Below are 24,085 nucleotides of genomic sequence, written 5' to 3'. Positions count from 1 at the left end.
GCGCGTCAGCTTTCGGCGTGCAGCAACGCGTCGAGGCGGCGGGCGTCGGCCGTCTCCGCGACCGGGAACACCGCCGTCTCCTCCTCCGGCGGCAGCGTCACCGTGCCGGACAGCAGCCCCGATCCCTCGGGTGCGTAGCCCGGGTCGGCGTGCCGGTGGACGATCCGGTTGTCCGCGTCGACGAACACCACGCGCGGTTCGTACGTCGCGGCTTCGGCGTCGTCCATCTGCCCGTAGGAGATGAGGATGACCAGGTCGCCCGGGTGCACCAGGTGCGCCGCGGCGCCGTTGATGCCGAGCACGCCGCTGCCGCGCTCGCCCTTGATGACGTAGGTCTCCAGCCGCGCGCCGTTGGTGACGTCCACAATGGACACCTGTTCCCCCGGCAGCAGGTCCGCGGCCTCCATCAGGTCCTCGTCGACCGTCACCGAGCCGACGTAGTGCAGGTCGGCCTGGGTCACGGTGACGCGGTGGATCTTCGACTTGAGCATGGTGCGGTACATGTGGACTCCTATTCCCCTGCGTCCAGCCGCTCCGGGTGTTCGACGGCGGCGCCGAGCAACACCGGAACGTTGTCGATCAGCCGGGTACTCCCCACCCGGGCCGCGATCAACAGTCGTGCTTCACCATCGACGGGCGCGGGCCCGAGGTCGGTTCCCCTCAACTCCAGGTAATCCACCTCGACCGCGGGCCGCGCGGCGAGGGTCTTCGACGCGGCCTCGAGGACCGCGTCCGCACCGTCGCGCCCGACGAACGCCCCCGCGGTGAGGGCGGCCGACAGGACGACGGCGTCTTCGCGCTGCTCAGGCGTCAAGTAGACGTTGCGCGACGACAGCGCCAGCCCGTCGCGCTCCCGCACGGTCGGCACGCCGATGACGTGCGTGTCGATGTTCAGGTCCCGCACCATCCGCTTGATCAGGACCAGCTGCTGGTAGTCCTTTTCCCCGAACAGCGCGTAGTCGGGGCGAAGCAGGTTGAACAGCTTCGCGACGACCGTCAGCACGCCGGCGAAGTGGCCGGGCCGGACCGCGCCCTCCAGCTCGTCGCCGAGCGGGCCCGGGTGCACGGTCACGGCCGCACCTTCGCCGTAGAGGGCGTCGGCGCTGGGCGTGAACGCGATTTCGACGCCGTCCTCGCCCAGGACGGCCAGGTCGGCCTCCAGCGGACGCGGGTAGGCCTCGAAGTCTTCGCCCGCGCCGAACTGCAGCGGGTTGACGAAGATCGACGTGGCCACGACGTTGTTCGGCAGCCGCTTCGCGCGGCGGATCAGCTCGCGGTGGCCGGCGTGCAGCGCACCCATGGTCGGCACGAGCGCCAGCTTGCGGCCGACGCCGTGCAGGGCCCGGCTGACCTGGCTCATCTGCTCCGGCGACGCGAACGTGTTCAACGTGCCGCGGCTGAATTTCGGTGTGGTCACTGGTCGTGCTGCCCTTCGGCGGGATCGTCGAGGAGTTCGGTGAGGTCTTTGGCGGCCGCGGTGTCCAGCAGCCCGGCAGCCGACGAACGCGCCACCGTGCGCCTGGCCAGCGCGCGATAGGCCGGCTCCACCTCCGGCGCCCGGTCCGCCAGCACCGCGAGGTGCTTGCGGACGGTGCCGAGATCGCCACGCGCGACCGGCCCGGTGAGGGCGCGGTCGCCGTGTCGCAGAACATTATCCAACGCCGCCGAAAGCAGTGGTGCCACCAGGCGCTCGGAATGCCCGATTCCCGCTTCCCGCAAGACTTCCGCGCAGTCGGCGACCAGCGTCATCAGGTGGTTCGCGCCGTGGGTCAACGCAGCGTGGTAGAGCGCTCGCGCGGAGTCGGGGATGCGCACCGGCTCGGCGCCCATCTCGACCGCGAGCGCCTCGCCGACGTTCCACGCCGCTTCGTCGTCCGCGGCCGCGGTGACGCCGATGCTGCACGCCGTCAGCCGCTCGAGGTCCTCTTCGCGGCCGGTGAACGTCATCACCGGGTGCAGCGCGAGCGCCAGCGCCCCGGCCTCGGCGGCGGGGGCGAGCACGTCGATGCCCTGCGCGCCGGAGGTGTGCACGACGATCTGGCCGGGCCGCAGCGACTCGGTCGCGACGAGCCCGCGGACCATGCCGGCCAGGGCGTCGTCGGGGAGGGCGAGCAGCACCAGGTCCGCCTGGCGGACGGTTTCGTCGGGCGGCAGCAGGGGCACGTCGGGGAGGAGGCGTTCGGCACGGGCCAGCGACGCGGCGGACAGCCCCGACGCGGCGACCACGGTGTGCCCCGCCCGGGCCAGCGCGGCACCGAGCACGCTGCCCACCCGGCCGGCGGAAACGACGCCGACCGCCAGGCGAGCGGGCCTCATCATGGCGTTCGCCTGTGGACGCTCATGGTTGGCAGACTCCCTCTGCTCTCGTTCCAGTCCCTTCCCGGGTACCGGACGAACGGCGCGAGACTAACTCGATTGAGCGCGCAGCGTTCAGCCCGGGTGACAAGCTTCACCCGGACCGGGTCACCCTCGGGCGGCCTCGTCGGCGAGGCGCGTCGCCTCCGCGCGGGCGGCCTTCAACGTGCGCAGCAGCTCCTGCTGGCGCTGCCGGTCGTCGTCGCTCGTGAGCTCCTGGCGGTCCAGGAACGCGAGCTCGGTCACGCTCGCCTGGTAGACGGCGACGGCCTTCGCGGCGCGCTTGCCGGACTGGCGTTTCGCCTGCCGCCGCCAGGCGCGCCGCCCGGGCAGGCTCGCCAGCAGGTCGACCTCGGACGGCGCGATCCACCGTTGCGCGGCCATGTGCGGCAGGGCGGTGGCGATGATGCGCTGCTCACGCCGTCGTTGCAGGACGACCAGGTAGACCACGCCGAGGAACAGCGGCAGCATGATCAGGAAGTAGACGGTGAGGAACTTCGAGCCGCCCAGCAGCGCGGCGCTGTTCCACAGCGCGTGCAGGCAGACGGCGGCCAGGTAGCCGGCGATCGGCGCGAGGACCCGCATCGCCTTCGTGGTCGTCCGCGCGGCGATGCCGATCCCGATGCCGGTGAGCACGGCGAACAGCGGGTGCGTGAAGGGCGCGAGGACGCCGCGGAGGAAGAACGCCGTGATGACGCCCTGGCTGTGCCCGTCGCCGAAGCCGTAGTCGGCGAACGCGCGGCCGAAGTAGTAGATGTTCTCGGTGAACGCGAACCCGGCGGCGCTGAACCCGGCGTAGACGACACCGTCCACGACGCCGTCGAACTCTTCGCGGCGGCGCCACACGAGGAGCACCACGAAGAGGGCCTTCGCGGCCTCCTCGACGATCGGGGCGGAGACCAGCGCGGCGACGGTGTTGCCGCTGCCCTTGCCGAGCAGCTCGTCGCCGACGGCCTCGGCGGTGGTGTTGATGAGCAGCGCGGTGATGGTCGCGATGCAGGCGCCCCAGGCGAAGGCGAGGAGGAGGAACTTCGCGGGTTCGGGCTCCCAGCGGTCGACCCAGAGGAACCCGGCGACCACGCCGGCGACCGGCACGAGCGCGGCGAGAACCCCGATGGTGACGGCGAGCGGGCCGACCCGCGCGGTGGCCAGGCCGAAGAGGAACAGGCCGCAGAGGGCGACCACGATCAGGCCGAGCACCGGCAGCAGCACGGTGATCCGGCGAGGCCGCCGTCCCCGGTCGAGTCCCGTCGCGGGCGAGAGGGTTCCGCTCACAGCCGGTCACCCTACGCAGACCGGACAGGAACGGAAACGCCACCTGGCACACACGGCTTGGGTTCAGCCTGCTGGGCGCCCCAGGTCGGCCCGCCGAGCGACCCGGATCGGCCCGCGGGCGCTGTGGTCGGCCCGCCGCGCGCTCGTGGCCGGCAGCCGGGCGCTCCGAGTGCGCCCCAATGTGGCCTTGGTTGCGTCAGGCGCACCCAATGTGGCCTTGGTTGCGTCACGCGCACCCAATGTGGCCTTCGGTGCGTCACACGCACCCAATGTGGCCTTCGGTGCGTCACACGCACCGAAGGCCACATTGGGGCGCTTGGGTCCTGCGGTCCTCAGTCCTCCGCGCGGCGACGGCGGCGGGGCGTTGAGCCCGTTCCGCCGTTCGCCGCAAGCAGCTCGCTCACCGAACGGCCCGCCGTGTGCGAACCGCTGCCCGGCGCCTCGGTCGAGCGGCGGCCGTTGCGGGCGTGGCCGTTGCCGTTGCCGTTCTGCTCCACGTCCGCCGGGTCGACCGGGGCCATGTTGCGGCGCGACATCGACGCCCGCTCGGCGACCATGCCCTCCCACGCCGGGGGCTCGCCGTCCGGGCGACGGCGGCGGCCACCGCCCGTCGGCTCCGGCGGGGCGGCGGGCACGGCCGGCATCTGCTGCGACTCGTCCGGCTTGCGGCGGCGGCCGCCCGAGCGGCCCTGGTAGTTGCGGACCGACTCCGGCAGCGTCGGGTTCGCCATCGGCGTCTCGGCCTGCGCGGCCTCGGCGGGCGCGCGGTGCGAACCCCCGTGGCGCGACGCCGGCTCCTCGAGGATCGGCGACATGTCCGCCCGCGAGAACTGCTCCAGCCGGGACGGACGGCGCCCGTCGGCGGCCGGGACCGGCGTGGTCGGCGGCACCACCGGCGGCAGGTTCGTCCGCGACGGCTGCCGCGCGGCCGGCGGGTTGTTCGGCACCGGGGCCGTCGGCGGGACGACCGGGAGGTCGCGACGCGACGCCGTGGCGTCCCGCGGCATCGGCGGCGGCTTCGGCTCCGGCGGCTTCGGCCGGTTCGGGCGCTGGCGCTCGGCGAAGTCGTCGCGGTTCTGGAAGGCCGCGCTCAGGTCGGTCACCGGCCGGATGTCCGACCGGGACATCTCCGACGGATTCACCGGGGCGGGCCGGGCGGGCGCCGGCCGCGGCGGCTCGGGCGGCTTGGGACGCGCACCGTTGCCGACGCGCGGCAGGTCCGGCCGCGACATCTCCACGCGCGGGATGTCCGGGCGCGACATCTCCACCCGCGGAATGGCCGGCATCGACCGCTCCACCGGCGGGATCGCGGGCATCGAGCGCTCCACGCGCGGGATGTCCGGCCGCGACATCTCCACCCGCGGAATGGACGGCATCGACCGTTCCACGCGGGGGATGTCCGGCATCGACCGCTCGACCCGCGGGATGTCCGACCGCGACACCTCGCCCGGCCGCGGCGCGTCGACGCGCGGCAGGTCCGAGCGCGACACCTCGGCGGGCCGCATGGCCGGCCGCGACAGCTCCGCACGGCGTGCGGGCGGCGGCTCGGGACGGCGGATCTCCGTCTTCGGCTCCGGCGCGCGGCGGATCTCGGTCTTCGGCTCGGGCCGCGGCACCTGGCGGGTCGGCTCGGCGGCGGCCTCGGGACGGCGCTCGGGCTGCTTGGCGACCTCGTCCGGCTTCGGCAGCCGCATCGGCTGCGACTCGGCCTGGCGGCGGGCCGCCTCGGCGCGCAGCTCGGCGGCCTTCAGCTCGCGCTGCGCCGCGTTCAGCGCCGGGTCGACCGACGGCACCGGCGGCCGGCGCTCGCTCAACGGCGACGGCCGCGAAATCTGCTGGGTGCTCTGCACGGAGACGTTCGCCGGGGCCTTCGGGACCGGCTTGCCGCCGAAGCCCTTGCCCTTGCCGAGTCCCTTGCCGTTCGCGGGCTTCCCGTTCGACGCCTTGCGACGTCGTTCGTCGAGCACGCGGTCGATCAGCTCGGTCGGCCGCTCGCCCTGCTCGGCCGGCTTCTTCCCGGCCATCAGCTGCGCCGGCTTCTTCTTCGGCGCGGCGTCGGGGATCATGCGGTTCTCGTCGGAGAGCTTGCGCATCCGGGTCGCCTGCGCGGTCAGCGCGACGCGTTCGAGCAGCACCTCGCCGCCGAACAGCGACTGGAGGCTGTCGCGCAGCGCGGAGACTTCGGCGCGCAGCGCCTCCAGCTCCTCGCGGCCCTGGGAGTCGGCCGCGGTGCGGTTCTCGGCCTCCACCTCCAGCTCGAATTCACGCCGGGCCGCGATCTCGCGTTCCAGCTCCAGTTCGTACACAGCCTGCGCCTCGGCGACCGCGTCCTCGCTGTGTGCCGCGTGCTTGCGGTACTTCACGGCGAGGAAAGCGCCGATCAGGGCAGCCCAGAGGGCGGCGACGATCCCGAGCCTGAGGTAGCGGAGATCGTCGCTGAGCACCAGTGCGAGGGTGGCTCCGATGGCGAGGACGAATCCGACGACGAGCCACGGCCTGCCCAGTAGGCGGCCGCGCGAGTCGTCACCCACGCCGGTCATGCCTGACACCGTACCTGCTCGTAATCCGAACGAGACCTACTCGGTCCCGCGAGCGGTGGGATTCCAGCGCTAACCGGTCGTCCCGCGGGTGTGCTCCCGCTCTTGGTCGCGCGGGGTCCGGCAGCAGTGCTCCAGCCACAAACCCGCTGCTACCAGGGCCGCTGACGACACGACGCCGACGACGCCGGCCCGGGTGTCGAGAACCGCGGCGACGAGTTCGTCACGTCGCGGGAAAACGTAGGCGAGCGCGGCCAGCCAGGCGCCGCCCATGAACGCTCCGGCGAGTGACGAAGCCTTCGCCAGGGCCACCGATCGGGCGATCCCGATAGCGGCAACGACCCGGCCGTTCTTGATCCGGGAGCGGATGGAGAACGCGAGCCCGGCCTCGACCAGGGCGAGCACGGCGAAGGTGACGCCGGCGAACGTCGGCAGCTGCGGCAGTGAGCCGTACGCGACGACGAAGAGGAGGTAGCCGAGGACCAGGCCGAGCAGCCCGGCCACCACCAGGTCGCGAGGCCGGGTGAAGTGCATGGGACAACCGTACCGTGCGAGGCTTGACTCTCCACCGACTGGAGAGTTCATCATGCGTCAAGTGGGCACCACCGCGACTTTCACCATCGGCGAGCTGGCCCGGCGGACCGGCCTGCCGGTCAAGACGATCCGCTTCTATTCGGACGAGGGCCTGCTGCCCCCGACCGAGCGGACGGACGCCGGTTATCGCCTCTACGACGCCGCGGCGATGGCCCGGCTCGAGCTCGTCCGCACCCTGCGCGAGCTGGGGCTGGGCCTCGCCGACGTCTCGGCTGCTTTGGCGCGGTCGGCGACGGTCGGCGAGCTGGCGACCCGGCACGTCGAGGCGCTGGACGAGCAGATCCGGCGCCTGCGGCTGCGCCGGGCGGTGCTGCGCGCGGTGGCCAAGCGTGATTCCGAGCTGGAGGAAGTGAAACTGATGAACCGTCTCGCGTCGATGTCGGACGAGGAGCGCAAGCGGCTGGTGGACGAGTTCTGGGACGAGATGGTGTCCGGGCTCGAGATCGACCAGGGGTTCTACGAGCGCATGCGCGCGGGCAAGCCGGAGCTGCCGGACGACCCGTCGCCGGAGCAGCTGGAGGCGTGGATCGAGTTCGCCGAGCTCGTCCAGGATCCTTCGTTCCGGGCGTTGATCCGCGGCATGAGCGAGACGCAGGCCCAGCAGATCCGCGACGGCGACTTCGAGCAGCCGTCCTCGGCCTGGCAGACCAACTGGCCGGGCTGGGTCTCCCGCGCCGAAGCGGCGGTGGCGGCAGGAGATTCGCCGACGTCGGAGGCGGGGCAAACGCTTGCGGCCGAGATCGCGGCGGCGACGGCCCGGCCGGACCAGGACCCGGCGTCCCCGGTGTTCCGCCGCGAGATGGCGGACCGGTTCGAGACGAGCGGCGACCCGCGCGCGGAGAGGTACTGGCAGCTGCTGGCGACGATCAACGGCTGGCCCCCGGTCCCGACGGCCCAGCCGGCGGTCCGCTACATGATCGAAGCCCTGCGCGGCTGACCGCACGGGAACGACAACTCGGCGACGGGCCGGGCGTGATCGGTAACGGCCACGTCCGGCTCACCGATAGGCCATCTTTCCGCCCCCCCCCGGCCGCTCGGGGGACCCCCGGTTTCAACGTTACTCGCGAGGACCGACGATTCCGGTTCCACGCAGTCGGGTTGTCCACAGGGTCCGGAGTTGTCCACAGGCTCCGGCACTGCAGCGGGAGGCAGTTGGCCAGCCGGTCAGGCGCCCGCGCACCCGTCGCCGCACTTGGCTGGCCGGCCTACCTGTCGGGGTGGCACTTGGTCAGTCAGGAGAGCCGGCCGAGGTTCGCCTCCACGCCGGGTCCGGCCGTTGGCGGCGGGCGGCCGCCCGCTGCCCGGTGATCGACCGCCCGCCTCGGGGCGGTGGGGAGCTTTAGCGCAGTTCGAGGTCCGTCCGGCGGACCGTCGCCACCTCGTCCGCCGGGCGGGCGGCCAGCAGCTGAGCGATCGGGCCGTGGCCCGGGAGCACCGCCGCCGGCTCGATCTCCGCCCACGGCACCAGCACGCTCGCGCGGTCCGGCGTTCCCGGGTGCGGCAGCAGCAGCTCCGGGTCGGCCGACTCGACGCCGTCCACCGTGACCACGTCGACGTCCAGTGTCCGCGGCCCCCAGCGCAGCTCGCGGACCCGGCCCGCCGCCTGCTCGGCCGCCTGGCCCGTGCGCAGCCACGCCCAGTGGTCGCGCGCCGGGTCGTCGACCACGCACACCGCGTTCAGGAAGTCCGGCTGGTCCTCGACGCCCCACGCCTTCGTCTCGTACACGCTCGATACCGCGACCAGCGCCGGCCGCACCGCGTCGAGCGCCAGCTTCAGGAAGCCGAGCCGGTCGCCGAGGTTCGAGCCCAGCGACAGCACCGCGCGGCTCACCGATCGCGCCGGACCGTCACCGCGACGTCGTCGAACGTCAGCGGGATCGGCGCCGATGGCTTGTGCACCGTCACCTCGACCGCGCCCAGCCGCTCGTCGCGCATGACCTCGTCGGCGATCTTGCCCGCGACGCTCTCGATCAGGTCGTACGGCTCGCCCGCGACGATCCCCGCCGCCAGCTCGGCCAGCTCGCCGTAGTGCAGCGTCTTCGTCAGGTCGTCCGACGCGGCGGCCGGCCCGAGGTCCAGCCACACCGTGACGTCGACGACGAACTCCTGCCCGTCGCGCTTCTCGTGCTCGAACACGCCGTGGCGGCCGAACACGCGCAGGCCGGTCAGCGTGATCCGGTCAGACATCCGGGGAACCCTTCCACCAAGCGGCGGCCACGGCGACCGCGTCCAGCGACGCCCCGACCTCGTGCACCCGTACGCCCCACGCCCCCGCGGCCGCGGCGAGCGCGGAAATGGCGGCGGTGGCGTCCTCACGGCCGTCCGGCGGCCGCGGCGTGCCGTCCTTTTCGGACAGCAGCCGGCCGAGAAACCGCTTGCGCGACGCCCCCACGAGCACCGGGAAACCCAACGACAGCAACGAGTCCAGCCCGCGCAGCAACGCCCAGTCGTGCTCGGCGTTCTTCGCGAAACCCAGCCCGGGATCCAGCACGATCGCGCTTTCGGCGACCCCCGCGGCGAGCGCTTCGTCCACTCGGGACAGCAGCTCGGCCCGCACGTCGGCGACGACGTCCTGGTAGGACGCCAGCGCCTGCATGTCCTGGCTGTGCCCGCGCCAGTGCATCAGCACCCACGGCACCCCGCTGTCCGCGGCGACGCGCGCCATGTCCGGATCGGCCAGCCCGCCCGAGACGTCGTTGACGATGTGCGCCCCGGCCTCGAGCGCCGCGGCGGCGACGGCCGCGCGGGTCGTGTCGACCGACAGCGCCATCCCTTCGCCGGCGAGCGTGCGGATGACCGGCAGGATGCGCCGCAGCTCGGTCTCGGCGTCCACCCGGGCCGCCCCGGGCCGCGTCGACTCGCCGCCGACGTCGATCAGGTCGGCCCCACGCGCCCACATCTCGCGCGCGTGCTCCAGTGCCTGCTCGAGCCCGAGGTAGCGGCCACCGTCCGAAAAGGAATCGGGCGTCACGTTCAGCACGCCCATCACGACGCACCGGCCGGGAGCGGGAAGCCCTACGCTCACCGGCGCGCCTTGATCAGGTCGAGCGCCTCCGCCCGCGACGACGGCGAGTTCTTCAGTTGCCCGCGCACGGCGGAGGTGGTCGTGCGCGCACCGGGCTTCCGGATACCGCGCATGGCCATGCAGAGGTGCTCGGCCTCGATCACGACGATGACTCCGCGCGGTTCGAGCTTCCGCACGATCGCGTCGGCGACCTGCGAGGTCAGGCGCTCCTGGACCTGCGGGCGCTTGGCGTAGAGGTCGACGAGCCGGGCCAGTTTGGACAGCCCGGTCACCTTCCCGGCGGCGTTCGGGATGTACCCGACGTGCGCGACGCCGTGGAAGGGCACCAGGTGGTGCTCACACTGGCTGAACATCGGGATGTCCGTGACCAGCACGAGTTCTTCGTGCGACTCGTCGAAAGTCCGGTCCAGCACCGAGTCCGGCTCGGTGTACAAGCCCGCGAACATCTCGTGGTACGCGCGGGCCACCCGGGCGGGGGTCTCCTTGAGACCGTCCCGCTCCGGGTCTTCGCCGCACGCCAGCAGAAGCTCGCGGATCGCCTTCTCCGCCCGGTCCTGGTCGAAGACCGGGCGGTCGGCGTCACTGCGGCTTGTCTGGTCCATCCACGTCACGACGTTCTCCCTCGTTCTGCTGGTTGCCCGCCTGATCGGCGAACCAGCCGTGCTCACGAGGGCGTTCTTCACCACCGGGCCGCCACGACTGACCCGGCTGACCGCCCGGCGAGGTCGCGGGCGTCCAGCCCGGAGGGGCACCGTAGTTCGGGGGGCCGCTCTGGCCGGGCGGGTAGCTGCCCGGCTGCTGGCCGCCGTAGGTCTGCGGCCAGTGCGACGTCCCGTTGGGGCCACCGTTCGAGCCGCCGTACGGACGGCCGCCGTTCGGGTAGGCGCCCGGCTGCGGCGGGGCGTACGGGTTGGCGTTCGGGTCGGCCGGCGCCGGGTACGGCGGGCCGCCCGGGAGGTCGCCCGCGCCCTGGGCGGTGCCGACCGGGGTCGGCTCCGGCTTCAGGACCGGCTTCTCCTTCTCCGGCGGGGGCCACGGCTCGCCGCGCTCCATCGCCAGCTCGCCCGGGGTCTTGATCGGCGGCTTGTCCGACGGCGTCCGCTCACCGAACTCGTTGAACACGGTGATGTGCGGGCGCTTCTCGACCGTCGCGAAGATCCGCTCCAGGTCCTTGCGGGTCAGCGTCTCCTTCTCCAGGAGCTCGATGACCAGCTCGTCGAGCACGTCGCGGTAGGTGTTGAGCACGTGCCACGCCTCGGTGTGCGCCGTCTCGATGAGCTTGCGCACCTCCTCGTCGATCTCGTGCGCCACTTCCAGCGAGTAGTCCGCCTGCCGGCCGGCCGAGCGGCCGAGGAACGGGTCACCCTGCTCCTGGCCGTACTTGACCGCGCCGAGCCGGGCGCTCATGCCGTACTCGGTGACCATCGCGCGGGCGATCTTCGTCGCCTGCTCGATGTCGGAGGACGCGCCGGTGGTGGGCTCGTGGAAGACGAGCTCCTCCGCCGTGCGGCCACCCATCGCGAAGACCAGCCGCCCGATCATCTCGGAGCGGGTCATCAGGTCCTTGTCGTCCTCGGGGACGAGCAGCGCGTGCCCGCCCGTGCGGCCGCGCGGCAGGATCGTCAGCTTGTAGACCGGCTCGATGTCCGGCATCGCCCACGCGGCGAGCGCGTGCCCGCCCTCGTGGTAGGCCGTGATCTTCTTCTCCTTCTCGGAGATGATCCGGCTCTTGCGGGCGGGGCCGCCGACGACGCGGTCGACCGACTCTTCCAGCGCGACGTCGGTGATCACGTGCCCGTTCTGGCGGGCGGTGAGCAGCGCGGCCTCGTTCAGGACGTTCGCCAGGTCCGCACCGGACATGCCGACGGTCCGCTTGGCCAGGCTGGTCAGGTCCGTGCCCTGCGCGATCGGCTTGCCCTTGGCGTGCACCTCGAGGATCGCCTTGCGGCCGCGCAGGTCGGGCGCGGACACCGGGATCTGCCGGTCGAACCGGCCGGGGCGCAGCAGCGCCGGGTCGAGGATGTCGGGCCGGTTCGTGGCCGCGATCAGGATGATCCCGCCGCGGGCGTCGAAGCCGTCCATCTCGACGAGCAGCTGGTTCAGGGTCTGCTCGCGCTCGTCGTGACCGCCGCCGAGGCCGGCGCCGCGCTGGCGGCCGACCGCGTCGATCTCGTCGACGAAGATGATGCACGGCGCGTTCTGCTTGGCCTGCTCGAACAGGTCACGCACCCGAGACGCACCGACACCGACGAACATCTCGACGAAGTCCGAGCCGGAGATCGTGTAGAACGGCACGCCCGCTTCGCCGGCGACGGCTCGCGCGAGCAGCGTCTTACCGGTACCCGGCGGCCCGTAGAGCAGCACGCCCTTCGGGATCTTCGCGCCGAGCGCCTGGTAGCGCGCCGGGTTCTGCAGGAAGTCTTTGATCTCATACAGCTCTTCAACGGCCTCGTCGGCACCCGCGACGTCCCCGAAGGTCGTCTTGGGCATGTCCTTGTTCAGCTGCTTGGCCTTGGACTTGCCGAAGTTGAGGACGCGGTTCCCGCCACCCTGGGCGTTGTTCATCATCCACATCAGCAGGCCCAGGACGAGGGCCAGCGGGATGGCGAAGATGAGGATCTGCGTCAGCACGCCCTGCTGGGTCACCTTGGTGGTGAACTTGATCGGCTGGCCGCCGTTCTTCGCCGCGATCAACGAGTCGTAGATCGGGCGGGTGGCGTCCGAAGGGTACTGCGAAATGATCTGGGTGACCTGCTGGCCATCGACGTCGACAGGCTTGTTCAGCAGCAGTTTGAGCTGCTGTTCCTTGTCCTCGAGGCTGGCTTCCTTGACGTTGTTCGAGGAGATCTGGGAGTTCGCCACCGAGATGGGTGCCTGGGTGTACCCACGATCACTGTCGAAGATCGTGTTGTACGCGAACAACGCCAGCAACCCCGCGACGATCCACAGCAGTGGGTTCCTGAGCACGCTCTTCCGGTTCATACGACTCGGCCCTGGTGGCCTCGACCCTCCCTGGTTGGGCGGCTCCTGTGATACCCGCCATCACGATGTTGACAACCCGGTGCCTGGACACCCGTCCCATCAGGGTACCGTCCGCCGCCGCGTTCATCCCCTGTGAGCCTCTCGCAGGTCAACGGGCGATACCGCGCCCGGGTTCCCGGCCGGCGTCCTCGGAGGTCACGCTAACGCGTGCCGTCCGACACACTGCTCACCATCTCGCCCAGCCGGGTCCGCAGCGTCGCCGGGTCGGCCGGGGCGACCGTGACCCACTCGCGGCCGTCCGTACCTGCGCGGGAGAGGCTGAGGTAGCGCCCGGTCGCGGTGTCGAACCAGGCCAGCACCCGGGACCGTTGCTTGGCCCCGACCTGCGAACGGCTGTTCGCTGCCAGCTGACCGCCGCACTGCCGCGGCTGCCCGGAGATCCGGCCGTACGCCTCCCGCGGGTCGGCCGTGACGCGTTCGCTCAGCGGCGTCCGGCGCGCCTTCCCGCGGTCTTCGCCCGGGTTGGCCGGGAGGGAGACGGGCACCCGGATCGGCGCGGTGCGCAGGGCGTCGTCCAGCGGAAGTGTGACCGACGCCTCGCTCCCGCGCGGCCCGGCCGGGAGCACGCCGACGACAGCGGAGACCAGGCCGTCCGGTGGGATGTCCCGCAGCCAGATGCCGTCGGCGTCCTGGACCACGAGGACACCGAGGGTGTCGTCGGCCGCCGCGAGCACGCCGACGGTGGGCGCCTCGAACCGCGGGATGTGCAGGGCGTCGATGGTCAGCGGGGCGAAGGCCAGCAGCTGCAGGGCGTCCTCGATCGGCGGCGCGAGCCGGCCGCGCGGATCGCGGATGCCGCGGGCCTTCAGCTCGGCGTCGACGCGGTGGCGCAGCGAGACGCGCTCGTCTTCGGTCGCGCCGTGCGACCGGACCAGCAACGGGTACGGCAGCTCCCCTACCTGCGCCGACTCCCACATGAAGTCGAACACGAGCGGCGAGAAGAACTCTTGCATCACTACTCTCCCGGATCGGACTCTTGCTCAGCGTAGCCCGCGGTACCGACAAAAAGTGATCGCCGGATCACGCACGCTCGGAGAAAGCCGGAGCCCGATCTTGGCAGAAGCGCCGAAGCGGCCGTCAGACCGTGCTCGTCTGCGCGGCTCCCGCCAGCATCTCGCCCAACCGGTGGCGCAACGTCGCCGCGTCGGCGGGGGCGATGGTGATCCAGTCTCGGCCGTCGCGGCCGCGGGTTGCCTGGGTGAAGTAGCGGCCCGTCTCCGTGTCGAACCAGCTCAGCACCGGTGTCCGGGTGCGGCCGCCCACGCGTGAACGCGCGTTGGCCGCGATCTGGCCGCCGCGCAGCCGCGGCTGGGCGTGCAGCTTCGCCAGCGCCTTGCGGTCCTCGTCGGCCGACGCGCGCTCGTCGCCGTTGCCGCGGCGGGACAGGAAGTCGACCCCGTGCGCGCCGACCAGCTGCTCCAGCGGGACCGTGACCGACTTCTCCGAACCGCGCGGGGCGCCCGGGAGCAGGGAGACGATCGCGCTGGCCAGCCCGTCCACCGGGCACGGCTGCAGGTGCAGGCCCCGCGTGTCCTGGACGGCCAGCAGCCCCTGCCCGCCCAGCACGCCGGCGATCGCCAGCAGCGGCTCGGCGTCCGGGGCGATCAGCTGGACCGCGTCCAGGCTCAGCTCGGCCTGCGCCAGCACGCCGAAGTAGTCCTCGACGTGCGGTTCCGGCCGGCCGCGGCCGTCGGCCAGCCCGCGTGCGACCAGCCCCTCCAACGTGCGCCGGCGCAACAGCGACCGCTCGTCCACGGTCTCCCCGTGCGAACGGACGCGCAGCGGGTACGGCAGCTCGCCCAGCCCGGCGGACTCCCACAGGAAGTCCACCTCGACCGGGGTGAGCAGCTCAGCGTTCGGCATCGAGCCACCCCCAAGAGAAAACGGGCCGGGCACGCGGTCGGCGTGCCCGGCCCGGAAAGGATCAGCGGTCTTCGTCGTCCTCGGACCACGCACCGATCACCGGCGGCGGGGTCGCCTGGTCGGCGCCGAAAGCCGCGTCCGGGTCGGCCTCGATGAGGAACGACGCGTGCGTGTGCTCCTCGTCCTGCTCGCCCTGGGCGCCGTGCGGGGCCATGCCGCCCATGCCCGGGTTCATCGGCGGCGGGGTCTGCCCGCCGATGGTGCCCGCCGACGAGACGAGACCCTGCTGCGGCGCCTGGGCCGACGCGGCGCTCTGGCCCTCGGCCGAGGCCAGCGACGTGTCGTTCGCCTTCGCGCCCGACTTGCCGCCCTTGCCCAGCGCGCGGGAAGCCAGCGCGCCGAGGCCGCCCGCGGCACCGCCGATGCCGAGGCCCATGCCGATCTTGCTCAGCGGGCTGCCGCCGCCCGGCTGCCCGGCACCCGTGGTGACGTGGCCCGCGCCGGTGCTCGTGCCCGTGCCCGTACCCGCGGCCGTGCCGCCCACGCCGCCGTCGCTGCCGAGCGCCGCCGCGTCGTGGCCGAAGCCGCCGGCGCCGTGGACGCCGTTCGGGCCGACGACGCCCGCGTGCTGCGCGTCGAACGCGCCGCCGTGGCCGCCGAAGCCCGCGCCGTTCGAGGCGAACACCGCGCCGCCCGCGCCGGACAGGCCCTGGACCGGGCCGGTGCTGCCGACGGAGCCGATGCCGCCGAACGACACGGAGTTGTGCGAACCGGTCGGCTTCATTCCGAGCGACTCCGGGCCGAAGCTCGGGGTCGAGCTGTCGACCTCGCTCATGGCCTTGGTGTAGGCGTTGAAGAACGCGACCTGCTGCGCCTTGACGTCGTTGGCCGCGTCCGCCTGCGCCTTCTGGTCGGCGATCAGCGCCGCCGGGCCGCCGGCCAGCGCGGCCGCCATGGACTGCTTGGGGTCGTAGTCCTTCGGAGCCGGCATCTTCTTGACCTCGGCGGCCGCCGCGGCCTGCCGGGCGAGCCGGTCGGACATCGTGTGCGCGGCGTCGGAGGCCTGCGAACCGGAGTTCGCGATGGCCACCAGCGCGCCCTGCGCACCCGCGGCACCGCGGCCGACCCAGGCGTTGCCCAGCTCGGAGATCGCGTTGTACAGGTGGTCGGACGCCTGCTTCAGCTCGGAGCCGTGGTGGGACCAGGCGTGCCCGGTCGCCTCGGCCGTGCCGGGGTCGTTGTTGTTGACCGCGCCGTTGTACAGCTGCTGGCTGGCCTGCGCGTTCCAGTTCGGCGGGTTGGCGATCGCGCGGTCGCTGCCCATGTCGAAGCCGCCGGCGCTGCCGCGGGCGTTGTCGACGATGTTCTGCGAGGACGCGTTGTCACCGAGCGGGACGAGCGAACCCGGGTCCGTCGTCGCCGGCTGGTCGCTGTGGTTCGGAGCCATGACTCGAAATCCCCCTCTGGGCTCAGGCGTTGCGGAACGGGTCGGCCGCGGCCTGGTCGATCTCGTGGTACCGGGACATCGCCGTGACGATGCCCTCCTCGGCGGCGGTGTACTGGTCGAGCAGGTTCTGCAGCGCGGCGGCGTAGGAGTCGTTCCCGCCGTCGGCGCGCTGCACGAACTTGGCCGCCATCGCGTTGCCGACCGGGTTGTCCCCGAGTTTCGGCGGCTGCGCGAGCGTGCCCGCGCCGCTGAGCAGGGCCTCGACCGCGTCCTTGCCGGTGCGGATCTTGTTCAGCACGGTCTGCGCGGCGTCGGGGTCGATCCCGACCTGACCCGCCGCGGCCGCGGCCTTGAAGGCGTTCGCGTCGGCAGCGCTGCTGTTCCCCATCTGAGCTCTCTCCCGTTCCCCCGACCCGGTCACCGCGGGCACGAATGGTCTTCGCATAGGTTAACGCACGTGATCAGAGCGTATGACGCAATCTCGGACCGCGGGGTTCCGAAAATCCGGTAGTTGCGGTGAACGGTCGGCGAACTACGCCGTGTACACCTTCGGGTCCAGCGTCCCGATGTACGGCAGGTCCCGGTAGCGCTCGGCGTAGTCCAGGCCGTAGCCGACGACGAACTCGTTCGGGATGTCGAAGCCGATGTACTTCACCGGGACGTCCACCTTGACCGCCTCCGGCTTGCGCAGCAGCGACACGACCTCGAGCGACGCCGGGTTCCGGCTCGCGAGGTTCTTCAGCAGCCACGACAGCGTGAGGCCGGAGTCGACGATGTCCTCGACGATCAGCACGTCCCGGCCCGCGATGTCGCGGTCGAGGTCCTTGAGGATCCGCACGACACCGGACGACGACGTCGCCGAGCCGTACGAGGAGACGGCCATGAATTCCAGCTGCGTCGGCAGCGGCAGCGCGCGGGCGAAGTCGGTCATGAACATGACCGCGCCCTTCAGGACACCCACCAGCAGGAGTTCACCCTGCCCGTTGGCCGGATAGTCGGCGGCGATCTGCGCCGACAGCTCCGTGATCTTGTCCTTGATCTGCTGCTCGGTGACGAGCACGGAGGCGATTTCGCCCTCGTACACGGGTCATTCTCCTCAGGTGGTGGGTTGGGAGGTGACGCAGAGCCTGCCATGCGCCCGCCGCGCCTCCAAGTTGCCGGGCAACCAGACACCACCCTGACCACGCCACCGGGCGACGAGGCCGTCGACCGCGCGGAGGTGCGCGTCGGTGAGCTCGCGCACACCCGATTGCAGCAGCCACCTGCGGATAACCCGCCGCCGGATCGCCGAGGGCTCGGCCGCGAGGACGCCGGCATCCAGCCCTTCGGGGCCGCCCGCGCGGGTGAAGATCATGTCCGCCATTGTGTCCAGTGCCTCACTGTCCTCACGCAGCTGCGCGGCCGTGCGGGCGAGTGCGCCGGCCACTCCGCCGTTGAGGACGTCTTCCAGCAACGGCAGGACTTCGGTGCGCAACCGGACGCGGGTGAAGCGCGCTTCGGCATTGTGCGGGTCCTCCCAGGGCTCGACGCCGAGCTCGGCGCAGGCGGCCCGGGTGGTCGCGCGCGGGACGGCGAGCAGCGGGCGGCCCCACGGCGGGTCGTGCGGGCGCATCCCGGCCATGCTGCGCGGGCCGGAGCCGCGGCCGAGGCCCAGCAGGACCGTCTCGGCCTGGTCGTCGAGGGTGTGGCCGAGCAGGACGAGGTCGTGGCCGGCCAGGGCGCGGTAGCGGGCCTTGCGCGCGGCGGCTTCCGGGCCGCCGGGCCCGGTGACGTCGGTCCGGCGCACTTCGGCTTCGTCGGCGCCGAGCGACTTCGCCGCGGCGGCCGCGTCGAGCGCGATCTTCGCCGAGCCCTCCTGCAGGCCGTGGTCCACGACCAGCGCGCGGACGCGGTGGCCGCGGTGGTGCCCGACGTACGCGGCGGCTTCGCACAGCGCGAGGGAGTCGGCGCCACCGGAGACCCCGACGCAGATTTCGGGCGGGGCTTCGACGGCGTCCAGGAACGTGCGGACGGCCCGGCGGACGGCCGCGACCGCCTTGTCCGTCATCCGTGCAGGCGCCGGACCCACGCGGCCGGGTCGGCGATCTCGGCGCGCGAAGGCAGGGTGTTCGGCGAGCGCCACACGGCGTTGAAGCCTTCCATGCCGACGGCGTCCACGACGTGCTTCGTGAACTTCGCGCCTTCTTCGTACTGACGGATCTTCGCGTCGACGCCGAGCAGCGCGCGCAGCAGCCGGTCGAAGACGCCGCCGCCCTTGCGCCGGGCCGTGAACCGCGCGCGGATCGTGTCGACGCTCGGGACGACCTGTGGGCCGACGGCGTCCATCACGAAGTCGGCGTGGCCCTCTAGGAGCGTCGAAAGCGCCAGCAGCCGGTCGAAGACCGCGCGTTCCTTCGGCGACTGGAGCAGCTCGGCGAGGTTCAGCTTCGGCCCCTGCTTGATCGCCTCGGGCAGCCGTCCGACGAGGTCGGCGAGGCTGTCGGAGCCGGCGCCCGCGAGCCCGGCGACGAGCCGCTCGACCTCGTCGGCGAAGTAGTCGCGCAGCCACCGGACCGCGGTGAACTGGAGGCGGTGGGTGCATTCGTGCAGGCAGACCCACAGCCGGAAGTCGCGCCCGGGTACGTCCATCGCCCGCTCGGCGGCGACGACGTTCGGCGCGACGAGCAGCAGCTGACCGGCCTTGTCCGGCCCGCCGAACGGGTCGTACTGGCCGAGCACGCGGCTGGCCAGGAAGGCGAGCACCAGCCCGGTCTGCACGCCGGCGCCGCCGGCCAGGATCGGCCCGAACGGCCCGCCCTGCCGCGGCAGCGCGCGCCCGGTGAGCGCGTCCAGCCCGCCGGCGGCCGAGCGCACCCAGCCGGGGCGGTCGACGACCTCGCCGGGCAGCAGCGGCAGGTCGAGGCCGAGGTTCGTCAGCTCGCGGACGTGGCCTTCGGCCGTGATGGTCAGCTCGCGCAGATCGGTGACGGCCGCCTCGGCCTCTTCTCTCGGAACCTGCGGGCCGCCGCGCACGAGCAGCGCGCCCGTCTGCGCGGCGAGCGCCCAGTCGACCATGGGCCGGGTCTCGGTTTCCTGACTCACCCTTCCGACGCTACCTGGCCCAGGTCGGTTTCCGGCCACGATCTTCGTACGGTTCTACGAGCACCCGCACTTGCGGAGGCTCGTCGCGAGGGCGTCGATCGCGTCCCGGCCCGGTTGCTGGTCCGAGCCGTTGGACATGAACGCGAACACCAGCACCCGCCCGTCCTGGTCCAGGACCAGCCCGGCGAGGGTGTTGACGCCGGTCAGCGTGCCCGTCTTGGCCCGCACCCAGCCGCGGCCGGCCTGCGACGCCGGCGTCTCGAACCGCTTGTCCGCGAGGGTGCCCGAGCCGCCCGCCACCGGCAGGCCGGCCAGCATCGCGCGCAGCTTGCCGGTGTTCGGGTTCTTGCCGTCCGGGGCCGCCGCGGCCGCCATCAGCTGGGTCAGCAGCTTCGCCGGGATCTTGTTCTCGGTCGAGATGCCGCTGCCGTCGGACAGCTTGACGCCGGCGGTGTCGAACCCGTGGTCCTTGAGCACCTTGATGGTCGCCGCGGCGCCGCCCGCGAAGGTCGCCTCCTGGCCGGTCGCCAGCGCGACCTGCCGGGCGAGGGCCTCGGCGAGGACGTCGTCGGACAGCTCCATCGTGTCGGACACCAGCTCGGTCAGCGGGGCCGACTTGACCTCGGCGAGCACCTTCGCGTCCTTCGGCGCGGCCGCCTGGCCGCCCGCCGACGCGCTGAGCTTCGACGCGATCGTTCCCGCCAGCGCGCTGCCCGCGTTGGGCACGCGCTGGGAGTTGTTGTTCTTCGGGTCCTGGCGCCCGGCGTCGGCCATCACCGAGCCGATCTGGGTGGCGAACGTCGACGGCGCGTCGCCCGCGGCCCAGCCCGGCGCGGTCGTCGCGCCCTTGAACAGGCTGAGGTCGACCTGCACCTTCTTGACGTTCGGGTTGGCCTTCTTCACCTGCGCGACCAGGTCGTCGACGTGCGCGGCGCCCGGGTACAGCGGCGACTCGGTGCCCAGCGGCAGCGAGGTCAGGGTGACGTCACCGCCGCCGACCAGGATCACCGTGCCCGGGTCGGCGCCCTGGACGATCTTCGTCGACAGCCGCGTGTTCGGGTCCATGGACAGCAGCGCGGCCGCCGTCGTGAGCACCTTCGTCGTCGACGCGGGGGTCACCGCCGTCCCGGCGCTGTGGTCCCACAGCGTCGTGCCGGTCACCGGGTCGACGACGCTGCCGTTGAGCTGGCCGAGCGCGCTGTTGCCGGCCGGGCCGGACAGCACGGACTTGACGCCGTTCGCGGTCGGCGCCTGCCCGGCTGTGTCCGGCCCCTGCAGCTGGCGCGTGGCCGCGACCGGGTCCGGGCTGTCGCCCTTCGGCGCGTTCGGTGCCCACGGCAGGCCGAGCCGGTTCGACACCTTCGGCATCGCGGCGGCGACCCCGCCGCCGGCCAGCAGCAGCACGACGACCGCGACGATGGCGATGATCTTGCCCTTGCGGCGCTTCTTCGGCGGTTCCTCGGCGGCCGCGGGCTCGGCCGGGGGCGGCGGCGGTGGCTCCGCGGGGGGCTCGTTGCGCGGCTGGGGCTGCTGCTGGAAGGCGCCGGGGAACTGGGTCGGCCGCTCGATCCCGACGGTCGCCTCGGCGTCGAACCGCTGCCCGTCCGGCTCGATCCGCATCGGCCGGGCCAGCGACCCGGCGGACGCCGACGGGACGATCCCGCGCGGCGGCTCCGGCGGCAGGCCGGGACGCCGTTCGGCCGGCTCGGCGGTGCGTTCCGGGACGTCGATGCGCTGTGCCCAGGGCGCTTCGGCGCGCTGTTGCGGCTGTTGCGGCGGCTGCGGCTCCTGACGGCGTTGGGTCAGCTGCTCTTCGCGGCGCTGCTGCTCCTCGCGCCAGAGCTGGAGCTCTTCGCGCCACGGCTGCGCTTCGGGCTTGTCGGACCGGGGCTCGTCGGACCGTTCCGGCTGCGCACCGGGCCAGACGTTGCGCTCCACCGGCACGATCGGCGTCCGCGGCGCCATCTGCTGGGTGTCCGCGGGCTTCGGCTCGGCCTGGATGTACTGCGTGCTCTCGGCCTGCTTGACCTCGATGAACTGGGTGCTCTCCGCGACCGGCGCGGCCTCGGCCGGTTCGGGCTTCGGCTCCGGCTTCGGCTCGCGGGACCCGAGCCGGTCGGCGAGGTCCTGCTTCGCGGGCGGCGGGGGGGGCGGCGGCTCCTCGGTGGGCACGTTCAGGCCCGGGATCAGTTCGGGCGCGACGTTCGGCGCGAACCACGATCCCTTCGGCGCTTCACTGCTTGTGACCTTGGGCACGCCGGGCCCGTCGGGAGGGCTCGCCGGCGGGTCGGGCAGCGCCATCGGCGTGGTCTCCCGCGCACCGGACGACGAGCCGTCTTCGTCCGACGACGGCCACATCGGCTGGTCGTTTTCCGGCACCCACCACTCCTTCTCACCTGCCCCGGAAGGGGCCAAGCTCACATGCCCCGGGGCCGACATCGATGCGACCCCGACGCAGGGCGTAGTCCACACTAGGAGACGTCAAGACAGTCATGAAGGTTGCCGCCCGCGACGCGTGGCATGCCGGGACCTATGAAGAAGCAGTGAGGACAGGCGTGGAGTTCGACGTCACGATCGAAATCCCCAAAGGGGAGCGCAACAAGTACGAGGTCGACCACAAGACCGGCCGGATCAAGCTGGACCGGACCCTGTTCACGGCCACGCAGTACCCGGCCGACTACGGCTTCATCGACGACACCCTCGGCCAGGACGGCGACCCGCTGGACGTGCTGGTCCTCGTGCAGGAGCCGACGTTCCCGGGCTGCCTGATCCGCTGCCGCGCGATCGGCATGTTCCGGATGACCGACGAGAAGGGCCCGGACGACAAGGTCCTCGCGGTCCCGACGAACGACCCGCGCCTCGAGCACCTGCGCGACATCCACCACCTGAACGAGTTCCACAAGCTGGAGATCCAGCACTTCTTCGAGGTCTACAAGGACCTCGAGCCCGGCAAGAGCGTCGAAGGCTCGTCCTGGGTCGGCCGCACCGAGGCCGAGGCCGAGATCGCCCGCTCCTACGAGCGCGAGACCGACCGCCTGGCCAAGGAAGAGGCCAACGGCGGCGCGGCCCACTAGCCCGCACGCGAAAAGGCCCCCTCGGGATTCCCGAGGGGGCCTTTTTCACGCGGTCAGTGCGCCAGGGCGAGCGCCGGGGCGTCCGCCTCGGCCTCCGCGCGCTGCTCCATCGCCGACTTGTCCGAGAGCGGCTTCTCCTTGAGGAACCACACCAGGGCGAACCCGACGGTCAGCACGATCCCGCCGACCAGGAACACCGTGCTCATCGACTCGGCGAAGCCCTGCAGGATCGGCCGGGCCAGCGTCGGGTCGAGCGTGGACAGGAACGACGTGTCGTTGACGTCCAGCGCGCCGCTCTTCATCTGCTGCGCGAACGCGGGGTTCTGGGCCAGCGCCGACACGTAGGCCGGGCTGGTCATCGCCGAGCGGATGGCGTTCGCGATCCGGTCGCCGACCGTGCCGAACAGGATGGACAGGAACACCGCGGTGCCCGCCGTGCCGCCGATCTGGCGGAAGAAGGTCGCCGCCGAGGTGGCGACGCCGATGTCCTGCGGGCGGACGTCGTTGGTCGCGGCCAGCACCAGCGTCTGCATCGAGGCGCCGAGGCCGAGGCCGATCACGAAGGCGATGACCATGACCAGCGCGAGCGAGCTGTCGACGGTGATGGTCGAGAGCGCGAACAGCGCCGCCGCCATCAGGCCGATCCCGGCCACCGCGAACATCTTGTAGCGCCCGGTCTTCGAGATCAGCCGGCCGCTGGTCAGGCTCGCGGACATGATGCCCAGGGTCAGCGGCAGCATCTGCAGGCCGGCCTGGGTCGGCGTCGCACCCTTGACGATCTGCAGGTACAGCGGCAGCGACATCATCGCGCCGAACATCCCGGCGCCCTGGACGACCGTGACGATCGTCGACATCCGGAACACCGGCCGCTTGAACAGCCGCAGCGGCAGCAGGGCGGCGTCGCCCATCCGGCGTTCGATCCAGACGAACGCGGCCACGCCCAGCCCGCCGACGACGTACATGGCGATCGAAGCGGCGGAGCCCCAGCCCCACTCACGCCCCTGCTCGGCGACGATCAGCAGCGGCACCAGGCCGGTGGCCAGCGCGACGGCACCCCAGTAGTCGACCTTCTGGTCCACGCGGGTGTGCGGGAGGTTCAGCACCTTGGTGACGACGACCAGTGCGGCGAGCGCGATCGGGACGTTGACCAGGAAGACCCAGCGCCAGCCGGTGATGCCGGCGAAGGTGTCGATGCCGGCGAAGAACCCGCCGACGACCGGCCCGGCCACGCTCGAGATGCCGAAGACGGCCATGAAGTAGCCCTGGTACTTGCTGCGCTCACGCGGCGCGGTGATGTCGGTGATGATCGCCAGCGCCAGCGACATCAGGCCACCGGCACCGAGGCCCTGGAAGGCGCGGAACGCGGCGAGCTCGTACATCGACGTCGCCATGCCGCTGGCCAGCGAGCCGACCAGGAAGAGCGAGATCGCGGTGAGGTACATGGGCTTGCGGCCGTAGAGGTCGGACAGCTTGCCGTACAGCGGCGTCGAGAGCGTCGCGGTGATCAGGTACGCCGTGGTGGCCCAGGCCTGCAGGCTCAGGCCGTGGAGCTCGTCGGCGATGGTGCGCATCGAGGACGAAACGATCGTCTGGTCGAGCGCGGCGAGGAACATGCCGAGCATCAGCCCGGACAGGACGGTCAGGATCTGGCGGTGGGACAGTTTGCCGTTCGTAGCGGCTGCTCCTTCCGCCGTGGTGGTGTTGCTCATGGTGGGTCTCCCTCAGCCTTCGTGCGTAGTTGCTTGTACCGCTCAACTACTTGTCTCGACCAAGTATTCCCAGAGAGCTTGCA

22 protein-coding genes are annotated in these 24,085 nt (G+C 72.1%); 2 read left to right on the top strand and 20 right to left on the bottom strand.

Annotated features, from left to right (window positions below; all coding sequences use genetic code 11):
* Nucleotides 1–5 precede the first annotated feature (5 nt).
* The 6 genes from panD to BLV96_RS20695 all read right to left on the bottom strand — a co-directional run bounded on the left by panD (nt 6) and on the right by BLV96_RS20695 (nt 6,701).
* Nucleotides 6–503: an aspartate 1-decarboxylase gene (gene panD / locus BLV96_RS20720; RefSeq protein WP_086674446.1), complete on the bottom strand. Its 498-nt coding sequence runs from the start codon at nt 501–503 to the stop codon at nt 6–8.
* 8 nt (nt 504–511) lie between these two features.
* Entirely contained in the window at nt 512–1,417 is a 906-nt protein-coding gene (gene panC, locus BLV96_RS20715) for a pantoate--beta-alanine ligase (protein WP_086674445.1), read from the bottom strand.
* Nucleotides 1,414–2,373, bottom strand: coding sequence for a Rossmann-like and DUF2520 domain-containing protein (locus BLV96_RS20710; protein ID WP_425266189.1), 960 nt, complete (start codon nt 2,371–2,373; stop codon nt 1,414–1,416). Before BLV96_RS20710 ends, panC begins: the two co-directional genes overlap by 4 nt.
* A gap of 90 nt (nt 2,374–2,463) precedes the next feature.
* A complete protein-coding gene (locus BLV96_RS20705) occupies nt 2,464–3,567 on the bottom strand; it encodes a PrsW family intramembrane metalloprotease (RefSeq protein WP_086674443.1) in 1,104 nt (367 codons plus the stop codon).
* 395 nt (nt 3,568–3,962) lie between these two features.
* Entirely contained in the window at nt 3,963–6,170 is a 2,208-nt protein-coding gene (locus tag BLV96_RS20700; protein WP_091389399.1) for a DUF6779 domain-containing protein, read from the bottom strand.
* A 69-nt stretch (nt 6,171–6,239) separates the two neighbouring features.
* Nucleotides 6,240–6,701 (bottom strand): DUF3180 domain-containing protein, encoded by a 462-nt coding sequence (locus BLV96_RS20695; protein WP_086684899.1) that lies wholly within the window; start codon nt 6,699–6,701, stop codon nt 6,240–6,242.
* Between the two features lie 61 nt (nt 6,702–6,762).
* Here BLV96_RS20695 and BLV96_RS20690 point away from each other — a divergent pair, with 61 nt between their 5' ends.
* Nucleotides 6,763–7,698 (top strand): helix-turn-helix domain-containing protein, encoded by a 936-nt coding sequence (locus BLV96_RS20690; RefSeq protein ID WP_086684896.1) that lies wholly within the window; start codon nt 6,763–6,765, stop codon nt 7,696–7,698.
* A gap of 402 nt (nt 7,699–8,100) precedes the next feature.
* Here the strand turns inward: BLV96_RS20690 and folK are convergent, their stop codons facing one another.
* The 13 genes from folK to dacB form a co-directional block, all read right to left on the bottom strand.
* Complete coding sequence (gene folK / locus BLV96_RS20685) at nt 8,101–8,592, bottom strand: 2-amino-4-hydroxy-6-hydroxymethyldihydropteridine diphosphokinase (RefSeq protein ID WP_086684893.1); 492 nt, start codon at nt 8,590–8,592, stop codon at nt 8,101–8,103.
* On the bottom strand, nt 8,589–8,948 hold the full coding sequence (gene folB / locus BLV96_RS20680; protein WP_086684890.1) for a dihydroneopterin aldolase: 360 nt from the start codon (nt 8,946–8,948) through the stop codon (nt 8,589–8,591). Before folB ends, folK begins: the two co-directional genes overlap by 4 nt.
* Nucleotides 8,941–9,747 (bottom strand): dihydropteroate synthase, encoded by an 807-nt coding sequence (gene folP, locus BLV96_RS20675; protein ID WP_167379684.1) that lies wholly within the window; start codon nt 9,745–9,747, stop codon nt 8,941–8,943. Before folP ends, folB begins: the two co-directional genes overlap by 8 nt.
* Nucleotides 9,748–9,782: 35 nt before the next feature.
* Nucleotides 9,783–10,388, bottom strand: coding sequence for a GTP cyclohydrolase I FolE (gene folE / locus BLV96_RS20670; RefSeq protein ID WP_167379683.1), 606 nt, complete (start codon nt 10,386–10,388; stop codon nt 9,783–9,785).
* Entirely contained in the window at nt 10,366–12,768 is a 2,403-nt protein-coding gene (gene ftsH, locus BLV96_RS20665) for an ATP-dependent zinc metalloprotease FtsH (protein ID WP_086671421.1), read from the bottom strand. The genes folE and ftsH overlap by 23 nt, the downstream gene beginning before the upstream one ends.
* 200 nt (nt 12,769–12,968) lie before the next feature.
* Complete coding sequence (locus tag BLV96_RS20660) at nt 12,969–13,784, bottom strand: ESX secretion-associated protein EspG (RefSeq protein ID WP_086671419.1); 816 nt, start codon at nt 13,782–13,784, stop codon at nt 12,969–12,971.
* Nucleotides 13,785–13,905: 121 nt separating this feature from the next.
* Entirely contained in the window at nt 13,906–14,691 is a 786-nt protein-coding gene (locus tag BLV96_RS20655; protein WP_086671416.1) for an ESX secretion-associated protein EspG, read from the bottom strand.
* Between the two features lie 61 nt (nt 14,692–14,752).
* Nucleotides 14,753–16,138 (bottom strand): hypothetical protein, encoded by a 1,386-nt coding sequence (locus tag BLV96_RS20650; RefSeq protein WP_086671414.1) that lies wholly within the window; start codon nt 16,136–16,138, stop codon nt 14,753–14,755.
* A 22-nt stretch (nt 16,139–16,160) separates the two neighbouring features.
* Nucleotides 16,161–16,526 carry a hypothetical protein gene (locus tag BLV96_RS20645; RefSeq protein WP_086671412.1) on the bottom strand — a complete coding sequence of 122 codons (366 nt, stop codon included), beginning with the start codon at nt 16,524–16,526 and terminating at the stop codon, nt 16,161–16,163.
* Nucleotides 16,527–16,670: 144 nt separating this feature from the next.
* The gene (gene hpt, locus BLV96_RS20640) at nt 16,671–17,222 is read right to left on the bottom strand and encodes a hypoxanthine phosphoribosyltransferase (protein ID WP_086671409.1); all 552 of its coding nucleotides are present in this window, start codon (nt 17,220–17,222) and stop codon (nt 16,671–16,673) included.
* A gap of 12 nt (nt 17,223–17,234) precedes the next feature.
* Nucleotides 17,235–18,185, bottom strand: a complete 951-nt coding sequence (gene tilS, locus BLV96_RS20635; RefSeq protein ID WP_086671407.1) for a tRNA lysidine(34) synthetase TilS — start codon at nt 18,183–18,185, stop codon at nt 17,235–17,237.
* Nucleotides 18,182–19,192 carry a zinc-dependent metalloprotease gene (locus BLV96_RS20630; protein ID WP_086671405.1) on the bottom strand — a complete coding sequence of 337 codons (1,011 nt, stop codon included), beginning with the start codon at nt 19,190–19,192 and terminating at the stop codon, nt 18,182–18,184. The genes tilS and BLV96_RS20630 overlap by 4 nt, the downstream gene beginning before the upstream one ends.
* Nucleotides 19,193–19,273: 81 nt before the next feature.
* Nucleotides 19,274–21,598 (bottom strand): D-alanyl-D-alanine carboxypeptidase/D-alanyl-D-alanine endopeptidase, encoded by a 2,325-nt coding sequence (gene dacB / locus BLV96_RS20625; RefSeq protein WP_086671403.1) that lies wholly within the window; start codon nt 21,596–21,598, stop codon nt 19,274–19,276.
* Nucleotides 21,599–21,774: 176 nt separating this feature from the next.
* On the opposite strand from dacB, the gene BLV96_RS20620 reads away from it, so the two are divergent.
* Nucleotides 21,775–22,293 carry an inorganic diphosphatase gene (locus BLV96_RS20620; RefSeq protein WP_086671401.1) on the top strand — a complete coding sequence of 173 codons (519 nt, stop codon included), beginning with the start codon at nt 21,775–21,777 and terminating at the stop codon, nt 22,291–22,293.
* Nucleotides 22,294–22,346: 53 nt separating this feature from the next.
* On the opposite strand, the gene BLV96_RS20615 is transcribed toward BLV96_RS20620, so the two are convergent.
* Nucleotides 22,347–24,002 (bottom strand): MDR family MFS transporter, encoded by a 1,656-nt coding sequence (locus tag BLV96_RS20615; RefSeq protein ID WP_086671398.1) that lies wholly within the window; start codon nt 24,000–24,002, stop codon nt 22,347–22,349.
* Nucleotides 24,003–24,085: the final 83 nt, after the last annotated feature.

Source organism: Amycolatopsis pretoriensis (assembly GCF_900107925.1).
GTDB classification, from domain to species: Bacteria; Actinomycetota; Actinomycetes; order Mycobacteriales; family Pseudonocardiaceae; genus Amycolatopsis; species Amycolatopsis pretoriensis.
The sequence above is the reverse complement of the archived record's forward strand: the minus strand, read 5'-3'. Positions and strand labels throughout refer to the sequence as shown.